Here is an 8,778-nt window from a genome sequence, read left to right on the forward strand (position 1 = left end):
CCGCTTTCTGAGCAGAATCATACTTGCCGCTCTGTGCATGCTGCATGTCACACCCGCGCTGGCCTTTGAACTGGCACCGGATGAAGGCGTGGGCGTGGTGCTTGGCGGTGGCGGAGCGCGTGGCTTTGCCCATCTTGGCGTATTGCGTGAGTTGCAGCGCCTGCATGTTCCCATTCGCTGCATCGCTGGCACAAGTGCTGGGGCCCTGATTGGTGGGATGTATGCCAATGGGCTGGATTTGGATCAGATGGCCACGGATTTCAACAATGCCAACTGGGATCAGATGCTGTCCGGCCGGCTGCCCCGCACTGAAATTCCTTACGACAAGAAGCGCGACGACTACAAAAACTATCTGGATATCACTTTCGGTCTGCAAGGAGGGCAGTTGCGCGTGCCGCGTAGCGCCATCAACTCGCAGGAAATCGAAATGTTCATCCGCAAGCTGACGCGCGATCGTCAGCTGGATTCCTTCGATCAATTACCCATTCCCTTCCGTGCGGTTGCTACCGATCTGGCCAATGGCGAGGCCGTGGTTTTTGACAAGGGCCCGCTGGCGGAAGCCTTGCGGGCCAGCATGGCTGTGCCAGGACTGTTTGACCTGGTGGAAACAAATGGTCGTCTGCTGGTGGATGGCGGGCTGGCGCGCAATCTTCCCATCCAGGATGCCCGTCAATGTGCACGGAATCTGATTGTGGTGGATGTTGGCACTCCGCCGCTTACCAAGGACCAGATCAACAGTCTGTTCGATGTGGTGGCGCAAACCAGCAATCTGATGGTGAGCCGGAACGTCAAGGAGCAAATGGCTTTGCTCAAGCCGGGGGATGTGCTGATTCGTCCAGACCTGGATGGTTTCAGTGCCGCTTCGTTTGGTGATAACCAGGCCATCATCAAGCGTGGTAGCGAAGCGGCGAGTGCACAGGCAGCCCAGCTGAGCCAGTTTGCCATCAGTGCCGAGCGCTATGCGGCCTGGCGTCAGCGTTTGCAGTTGCCGGAGCATCCGCGCGTGGATGTTGTCCAGGTGAAATCCGATAGCCACTTTGTCAATACCGAGGGGCTGGCCAGCAGCATTGCCAACTTCAAGGATGGAGAGGCTGTGGATGATATTCGCCAGAAATTGCGTAATGTGTTTGCTTCGGGTGACTACGATCAGCTCAGTTATGCCATTGATGACAGGAATGGCCGCCATGTGATGACAGTGATGCCGCTGGAGAAGAGTATCGGGCCGAATGCCGTTCACTTCGGCCTCAGTCTCAACAGCTCGACACCTGGTGATTCCAGTTTCACCTTCCTGGCTGCGCATCAGCGTAACTGGCTGAATGCTGCGGGAGGTTCATGGCGTAATGAAATGGCCATTGGCAAGGACAAGCTGTTCAAGACCGAGCTGTATCAGCCCTGGTCTTATGACAGCCCCTTGTTTGCTGCGGCTTCCTTCAGCTATCACGTGCAGCCATTGTCTTTTTATGATGACAATCACATCAAATATGCAGAAGTCAGTAATGACGTTGCGTCGGTCAATGCCGATATCGGCACGGTGCTTGGCCGTTTCGGCGAGCTGAGGCTGGGATTGTTTGATTCCAGAGTGGAAAGTTATCTGTCGCAGGGGCAGTTTCCCTTGCTGTCATCCACCGTCTACCACAGCTATGCCGGTATCCGCAGCCGCTTTGTCATCGACCAGTTTGATAATCCGCGGTGGCCCCGTTCCGGCTATTTCATGAGTACGGTCTTTACTTCTTCCTTGCCCGCACTTGGCAGCTATACTGCCAGCCGCGATTACGATGCAGTGGTGGAGGGTGTCAAAACCTTTGGTGACATTACTTTCCGTCTGACAGGCAAAATGCGGGGCATTGTCAATCGCAAGCAAGATGACTACCGCTTGGAATCCCTTGGTGGATTTCTGAACCTGACCGGTTATCAGGCAGGCGAATTGCTGGGAGAAAAGGTGTCGCTATCCCGCCTGATGGTTTACTGGCGCGCTTCATCCTTGCCCTCGGTCCTGGGTAGCGGCTTGTATGCCGGGATGTCTGCCGAGGTAGGAAGGGTGTGGGGTAATCCATTCAATGGCAGCAATACCCCATGGATACCTGCCGGGTCTGTGTTCCTGGCTGCGGATACCATTCTGGGGCCATTCTTTCTGGGGGTAGGCAATGCCCGTAACGGCAAGTTAAGCGGTTATCTCTACCTGGGTGCGGATTATTGATGTTGCCCAAAGCAAAAACGGCCACTGTAATAGTGGCCGTTTTGCTGTCCAGGTGAAGACCGGTTTATGAGCGGGCTTACGCTTAAGCGGGGAAAAACAAGTCGGACAAGGCCGCACCGGGGTCATCCTGGCGCATGAAGGCTTCGCCAACCAGGAAGCTATGCACCTGATGGCTGCGCATCAGTCGGACATCGTCCTGGGTCAAAATGCCACTTTCGGTGACAGCAATGCGCCCGTTGCTGATTTCGGGCAGCAATTTCAGCGTGGTGGTCAAGCTCACTTCGAAGGTGCGCAGATTCCGGTTATTCACCCCGATCAGCTCGGTTTCCAGTTGCAAGGCCTGTTCCAGCTCGTCCTCGTTGTGAACCTCCACCAATACGGCCATGCCCAGTTCGCGTGACAGGGCCTCGAAATCGCGCATCTGCGCCAGCGGCAGGGCAGCGGCAATCAGCAAGATGCAGTCGGCACCCATGGCGCGAGCTTCATACAGCTGGTATTCGTCCACCATGAAGTCTTTGCGCAGTACCGGCAAATGGCAGGCGGCGCGGGCAGCTTCCAGGTAACTGGCATCGCCCTGGAAGTACTGCTTGTCGGTCAGTACCGACAAGCAGGCGGCACCAGCGGTGGCATAGCTCCTGGCAATGGCGGGCGGATCAAAGTCGGCGCGGATGATGCCTTTGCTGGGGCTGGCTTTCTTGATTTCAGCAATGACTGCCGGCTGGCCCAATACATGCTTGGCACGCATGGCGGCAACAAAGTCGCGCTTGTCGGTGCTGCGTGCTTCGGCAGCCTCGCGTACCGCACTTAGCGGGCGCTGCTGCAGGGCGGCAGAGACTTCCTGATGTTTGGTGGCAACAATGGTATTGAGGATGTCTGACATTCTGTAAGCCTGTGATGATGCGTTCAGCCAAAACGGACATCATGCAGAACTGTGCGGGCTTTGGCAATGCGCGCTCGGCTGGTGAACAGGCAAGGCTTTGGTTTCAAACCTGCAGATGGGGTTTGAAGAAGTCCAGAATGCGTTGTGGCAGCCAGTTGATGTGGCCGGGAAAACGTCCGCTGACAAAGCCGACATGGCCGCCGTCTGCGGGGAACTCCAATTGCACCGCCGGGCTGGCTTCGTGCCTGGCGGGCAGGGCGCTTGCCGGCAGGAAGGGGTCATTCCTGGCATTGAGAATCAGGGTGGGGCAGCTGATCAACTGCAAGCGTGACTTGCTGCTGGCGCTGGTCCAGTAGTTCAGTGCGGTACCGTAGCCGTGCAGCGGGGCGGTGACCAGGTCGTCAAACTCGATGAAGGTACGCGCCTTGCGCAGTTTCTGGCCATCAAACAGGCCGGGATGACGTTGCAAGGTGGCCAGGGCCTTGGGTTTGAGCGTGTTCATGAACATGCGGGTATACAGCAATCGACCCAGGCCACGGTCCAGCCGGGTGCTGGCAGCCACCAGATCCAGCGGGGCAGAAATGGCTGCCGCCGCACGGGGGATGGCCTGTTCACCCTCGCAGGCCAGATAGTTCAGCAGCATGCTGCCGCCCAGCGAAACGGCGGCAACTGCCATGACAGGGTAGCGGATGGCCAGTTTTTGCAGAATCCAGCGGATTTCATCCGCATCACCGGCGTGGTAAGCGCGTGGCAAAGGGTTGTCGATGCCACCGCAGCCGCGAAAGTGCGGAACCACGCCGTGCCAGCCCAGCCCGGTCAGTGCGTGCATCAGGGCGCGGGCATAGTGGCTGTCGCTACTGCCTTCCAGCCCGTGAAACAGCACCACCAGCGGGCTGCCTGGCTTGCCGTCGACAAAATCCAGCACAATGCTGCCGCCATCCGGGGTGGGCCACTGTTCACGCCGATAGTGGGGGCGTGGTGTACGAATCATCAGGGCGGGCCAGATGGTTTGGCTATGTCCTTCTGGCAGCCACGGTGGTGCGGTGTAGCGCATCAGACTGTTTGTGGTTTCTGGGCCGATTTGGGCCGGAATGCCTTGATGACTTCCGGACGGGTTTCGATATACGGTCCGCCAAGCAGGTCGATGCAGTAGGGAACGGCGGCAAAGATGCCTGGGACGATGGATTCGCCCTGTTCGTTTTTCAGGCCTTCCAGTGTTTCCTTGATGGCCTTGGGCTGGCCGGGCAAATTGAGGATCAGCGAACTCTTGCGGATGACGCCAAGCTGACGGGACAGAATGGCAGTGGGCACAAAGCGCAGGCTGATCTGGCGCATCTGTTCACCAAAGCCGGGCATTTCGCGATCTGCCACCGCCAGGGTGGCATCCGGTGTCACATCGCGCGGTGCCGGACCGGTGCCACCCGTGGTCAGCACCAGTTGGCAGCCTTCTTCATCCACCAGTTGGCGCAGGGTGTCTTCGATGACTGCCTGCTCATCGGCAATCAGGCGGGTTTCTGTGGCAAACGGGTTGCTCAAGGCGCTGGCCAGCCAGTCTTGCAAGGCGGGAATGCCCTGATCCTGATATACGCCGCTACTGGCGCGATCCGAAACTGATACCAGTCCGATCTTCAGCATTATTCCTCTTCTCCTTCGACATCATCGGCGGCAGCATCAGCAGATTGTTGACGCGGCTTGCCCGGTTCCGGAATGGCTTGCTTGATCAGCTGGAACAGCAGGCGGAAGGATTTTGGCGGCTTGCTTTCAGCCTGTTCCTTGCGTGCATTGCGAATCAGGGTGCGCAGCTGCTGTGCATCCACGCCGGGGAATTCGTTGATGAAGGTGGCGGACATTTTATCGTCGCTCATCAGGCGCTCGCGCCAGCGTTCCAGCAAATGCTGCCAGGCGATGTGTTCGGCCGACTCGCCCTTGATGACCAGCAGGTACTGGCGAATGGGTTCCGGGTCGATGTCTCGCATCAGCTTGCCGATGTATTGCAGCTGACGGCGTAGTGCGCCGTGGGCGGTAAAGCGTTTGTAGTCCAGAATGGCAGTGAGCAAATCCTCCGGCAGCTGCATTTTCTTCAGCGTATCCTTGGAGAGTTCGACCAGCTCCTTGCCCAGGTCTTGCAGCGCATCCATGTCGCGTTTGCGCTGGGATTTGCTGACCATGCCATCGGGCAGGTTGTCGTTCTGGTAATCAGTCATCGTTCAACAGTCTCTACGGTTTTCAAGGCTGGTATGATACCGGAAAAGGCGGGCCGATTCCCGCGCAAACTCGCATGGCGTGTTGCTGTCACGGCAATAATGCGTCATCGGCAAAGCAACATTCATCATGGTAGATAAAACATTGGCAGACAACACTTTCAGTTTCAGTAAGGACGTATTGCAGGACATCGCCAGTCGGGTACTGGACCTGGCGCGTCAGCAAGGGGCGACGGCTGCCGAGACCGATGTGTCGGAAGGCTTGGGCCAGACGGTAAGCGTGCGCCTGGGTGAAGTGGAAACCATTGAATACAATCAGGACAAAGGCGTTTCGGTCACTGTTTATCTGGGACAGAAAAAGGGCCACGCCAGTACCTCGGATTTTTCAGATCAAGCCCTGCGGGACACTGTGAAGGCTGCACTGGATATTGCCAGGTTTACTGCAGAAGATGCTTGTGCCGGCCTGGCGGATCGCCAATTGCTGGCAACGGATTTTCCGGATCTGGATCTGTTCCATCCGTGGCAGCTGTCTGTCGAGCAGGCCATTGATCTGGCACGCCACTGCGAAGATGCCGCACGCGGGGTGGATGCGCGGATCAGCAATTCCGAAGGGGCTTCAGTATCGGCGCAGGCCAGTCACTTCATCTACGCCAACAGCAATGGTTTCATGGCGGGCTATCCGGGTAGCCGTCACAGCATCTCTGCTGCGGTGGTGGCGGAGGAGGCTGGCTCCATGCAGCGGGATTACTGGTATTCGGCCGCTCGTCATCCGGATGATCTGGATGACCCGATCAAGGTAGGCCGGACCGCGGGCGAACGAGCCGTACGTCGTTTGTCGGCACGCCGCGTAAAAACAGGTCAGTACCCGGTGCTGTTTGAAGCGCCGGTTGCGGCGTCGTTGATTGGTCATCTGGTTTCCGCCATCAGCGGTGGCAACCTGTACCGCAAATCGTCTTTCCTGCTGGATGCCTTGGGGCAGCAGGTGTTCCATCCCAACATCATCATTGATGAAGACCCGTTTGTACTGCGTGGCATGTCCAGTGGCGCGTTTGACAGCGAAGGGGTGGAAACCTCGGCGCGACGCCTGATTGATCAGGGTGTGTTGCAGGGTTACATGCTGGCCAGCTATTCCGCACGCAAGCTGGGTATGCAATCAACCGGCAATGCCGGTGGGCCGCATAATCTGCTGGTGCATACCACCGGTGAAAGCTTTGCCGAGCTGTTGCAGCAGGTGGGTACCGGCCTGCTGGTTACCGAACTGTTGGGTCATGGCATTAATACCGTCACAGGTGACTACTCGCGCGGAGCGGCTGGCTTCTGGGTGGAGAACGGGGTGATCGCCTATCCGGTAGAAGAAATCACCATCGCCGGCAATTTGCGCGACATGTTCAGCCGCATGGTTGCCGTGGGCACGGACACCCTGTCGCGTGGTGGCAAGGTGATGGGTTCGGTGCTGATCGAGTCCATGATGGTGGCTGGCGAGGATTAAGCTGTCCTCAAGCGTTTGCTACCTTGCTGCAAGGCAGGCAGGGTGGCAAACAGGCTACCCTTCATCGTTCTGTCAGGCATTTCCGTTCTTGCCAAAGTGGCTGGTGGGCAGCTATTCCTGAATGGATGAAAAAGCATCCGTAGCGAGGTGCAAGATGGCGGGGAAATGCAATATCGGCCTGGTGCTGTCGGGAGGCGGTGCCAGAGCGGCCTATCAGGCCGGCGTGCTGCTGGCCATTTCGCGCATGTTGCCCGATCCGGATGTGAATCCTTTCCCCATTATCTGTGGCACATCAGCAGGGGCAATCAATGCGGTGGCGGTGGCCTCCGGTGCTGCCAATTACCGGCAAGCAGTGCACTACCTTGCGCAGATGTGGAAGAACCTCCACATCCATGATGTTTACGATGCCAGCCTTTCCTATTTCATCAAAACCTTTTTCCACTTTGGCATTTCCATTGCAACCGGTGGCCATGGCTGGCACAACCCGAAAAGCTTTCTGGATAATTCGCCCTTACGTGAATTCCTGGGCAAGGTCATGCCATTTGATGGCATCGAGCACTCGTTGCAGCAGGGGGCATTGCAGGCTTTGGCACTGACGGCATCCTGTTTTACAACCGGAATGTCGGTGACGTTTTTTCAGGGACAGCCGCAGATAGATGAGTGGAATCGCCATCAGCGCATGGGGTTGCGGGAAAAAATCGGCCTGGATCACCTGATGGCGACCTCGGCCATTCCGCTGATTTTTCCTTCCACCCAGATTGGCAAACTGCATTATTGCGATGGTGCCATCCGGCAGATGACGCCTTTGTCACCAGCCTTGCATCTGGGTGCTGACAAATTGTTCATTGTCGGCCTCACCAGTCAGCGTCCTCAGGCGGTAGAGCGTCGCGCTGCCGGTGTTGCACCCTCGCCAGCGCAGATTTTTGGTCATCTGCTCAATAGTGTGTTTGTTGACAGCATGTCCATGGACATGGAGCGTCTGCTGCGGGTGAATCACACGGTATCCCTGCTGCAAGGGCATGAGGAATTATGTGCTCAGACCAGCCTCAAACAGGTGGATATTTTCATGCTCAGTCCCAGTCAGTCACTGGAGAGCATTGCCTACCAGTACGCCCATGAATTTCCACCCGTGCTGCGCTTTCTGATGAAGGGTGCAGGTGGAACCAAACAACGCGGCATGACCTTGGCCACTTATTTGCTGTTTGAACCGGGTTATTGTCGCGCGCTGATTGCACTCGGTTATAAGGATGCGCTGGCACAGAAAGATGCCATCAGACAATTTCTGGAACTTTGAATCAGGACTAAAATCCTAGATGTTCCATTTTCAAGCCCAATACAAAGACAAGGGGAAGTTGTGAGTATTCGTTTATCACGCAGACAGGGTTTTTTTCTGGTCGCAGTCGGCTGCGCCGCTGCAATGGCCTTTGCCCTTTATTCGCAATACGTATTGCATCTGGAGCCATGCCCCTTGTGCATTTTCCAGCGGGTAGGGGTGATCTCGGTCGGTATCATTGCCTTGCTGGCTGCCCTGCATAACCCGGGGCGTACTGGTTACAGGGTTTGGGGTGTATTGGGCGTGCTGGCGGCGATGGCTGGTGGCGCGGTGTCTTTGCGTCAGTTGTGGTTGCAAAGCCTACCTGAGGACATGGTTCCTGCTTGTGGGCCTGGCCTGGATTACCTGATGGAAACCTCACCGATGTGGGATGTGCTGTCCAAGGTATTCAAAGGTAGTGGCGAGTGTGCCAAGGTTGACTGGACCTTCCTGGGGCAGGCAATGCCGTTCTGGGTGGCGGTATTCTTTGTCGGTGTGATTGTGCTGCAACTGTGGTTGGCGTTTCGTAAATCCTGAAGCAAACAACTGATCAAGCCGGTATTTCGCATGCAGCGAAATGCCGGCTTTTTTATTGGGGAGGGGTATGGTCTGAATGCAAAAAAGCAGCCGATGGCTGCTTTTTGATTATTGGCGGAGTGGACGGGACTCGAACCCGCGACCCCCGGCGTGACAGGCCGG

8 protein-coding genes are annotated in these 8,778 nt (G+C 56.9%); 4 read left to right on the top strand and 4 right to left on the bottom strand.

Annotated features, from left to right (window positions below):
• Positions 1 to 37 precede the first annotated feature (37 nt).
• A complete protein-coding gene (locus tag ACE3SE_RS04410; protein ID WP_374554041.1) occupies positions 38 to 2,197 on the top strand; it encodes a patatin-like phospholipase family protein in 2,160 nt (719 codons plus the stop codon).
• Between the two features lie 82 nt (positions 2,198 to 2,279).
• Here the strand turns inward: ACE3SE_RS04410 and trpC are convergent, their stop codons facing one another.
• The 4 genes from trpC to yjgA all read right to left on the bottom strand — a co-directional run bounded on the left by trpC (position 2,280) and on the right by yjgA (position 5,281).
• On the bottom strand, positions 2,280 to 3,077 hold the full coding sequence (gene trpC, locus ACE3SE_RS04415; RefSeq protein WP_374554042.1) for an indole-3-glycerol phosphate synthase TrpC: 798 nt from the start codon (positions 3,075 to 3,077) through the stop codon (positions 2,280 to 2,282).
• 103 nt (positions 3,078 to 3,180) lie between these two features.
• Positions 3,181 to 4,131, bottom strand: coding sequence for a YheT family hydrolase (locus ACE3SE_RS04420; protein ID WP_374554043.1), 951 nt, complete (start codon positions 4,129 to 4,131; stop codon positions 3,181 to 3,183).
• Complete coding sequence (gene mog, locus ACE3SE_RS04425) at positions 4,131 to 4,712, bottom strand: molybdopterin adenylyltransferase (RefSeq protein WP_374554044.1); 582 nt, start codon at positions 4,710 to 4,712, stop codon at positions 4,131 to 4,133. The genes ACE3SE_RS04420 and mog overlap by 1 nt, the downstream gene beginning before the upstream one ends.
• Positions 4,712 to 5,281 carry a ribosome biogenesis factor YjgA gene (gene yjgA, locus ACE3SE_RS04430; RefSeq protein WP_045848063.1) on the bottom strand — a complete coding sequence of 190 codons (570 nt, stop codon included), beginning with the start codon at positions 5,279 to 5,281 and terminating at the stop codon, positions 4,712 to 4,714. Before yjgA ends, mog begins: the two co-directional genes overlap by 1 nt.
• Before the next feature lie 127 nt (positions 5,282 to 5,408).
• Between yjgA and pmbA the strand changes: the two genes are divergently transcribed.
• From pmbA to ACE3SE_RS04445, 3 genes are all read left to right on the top strand, one after another.
• Entirely contained in the window at positions 5,409 to 6,767 is a 1,359-nt protein-coding gene (gene pmbA, locus ACE3SE_RS04435) for a metalloprotease PmbA (protein ID WP_374554045.1), read from the top strand.
• Positions 6,768 to 6,921: 154 nt separating this feature from the next.
• Positions 6,922 to 8,061 carry a patatin-like phospholipase family protein gene (locus ACE3SE_RS04440; RefSeq protein WP_374554046.1) on the top strand — a complete coding sequence of 380 codons (1,140 nt, stop codon included), beginning with the start codon at positions 6,922 to 6,924 and terminating at the stop codon, positions 8,059 to 8,061.
• 60 nt (positions 8,062 to 8,121) lie between these two features.
• Positions 8,122 to 8,616, top strand: coding sequence for a disulfide bond formation protein B (locus tag ACE3SE_RS04445; RefSeq protein ID WP_275575731.1), 495 nt, complete (start codon positions 8,122 to 8,124; stop codon positions 8,614 to 8,616).
• Positions 8,617 to 8,778: the final 162 nt, after the last annotated feature.

This window comes from Aquitalea pelogenes, assembly GCF_041914625.1.
Classification (GTDB): Bacteria; Pseudomonadota; Gammaproteobacteria; order Burkholderiales; family Chromobacteriaceae; genus Aquitalea; species Aquitalea pelogenes.

Coding starts and splice junctions, on each gene's coding strand:
- ACE3SE_RS04410 (WP_374554041.1), top strand. CDS start 38: ATGCTGCATGTCACACCCGCGCTGGCCTTTGAACTGGCACCGGATGAA.
- trpC (WP_374554042.1), bottom strand. CDS start 3,077: ATGTCAGACATCCTCAATACCATTGTTGCCACCAAACATCAGGAAGTC.
- ACE3SE_RS04420 (WP_374554043.1), bottom strand. CDS start 4,131: ATGCGCTACACCGCACCACCGTGGCTGCCAGAAGGACATAGCCAAACC.
- mog (WP_374554044.1), bottom strand. CDS start 4,712: ATGCTGAAGATCGGACTGGTATCAGTTTCGGATCGCGCCAGTAGCGGC.
- yjgA (WP_045848063.1), bottom strand. CDS start 5,281: ATGACTGATTACCAGAACGACAACCTGCCCGATGGCATGGTCAGCAAA.
- pmbA (WP_374554045.1), top strand. CDS start 5,409: ATGGTAGATAAAACATTGGCAGACAACACTTTCAGTTTCAGTAAGGAC.
- ACE3SE_RS04440 (WP_374554046.1), top strand. CDS start 6,922: ATGGCGGGGAAATGCAATATCGGCCTGGTGCTGTCGGGAGGCGGTGCC.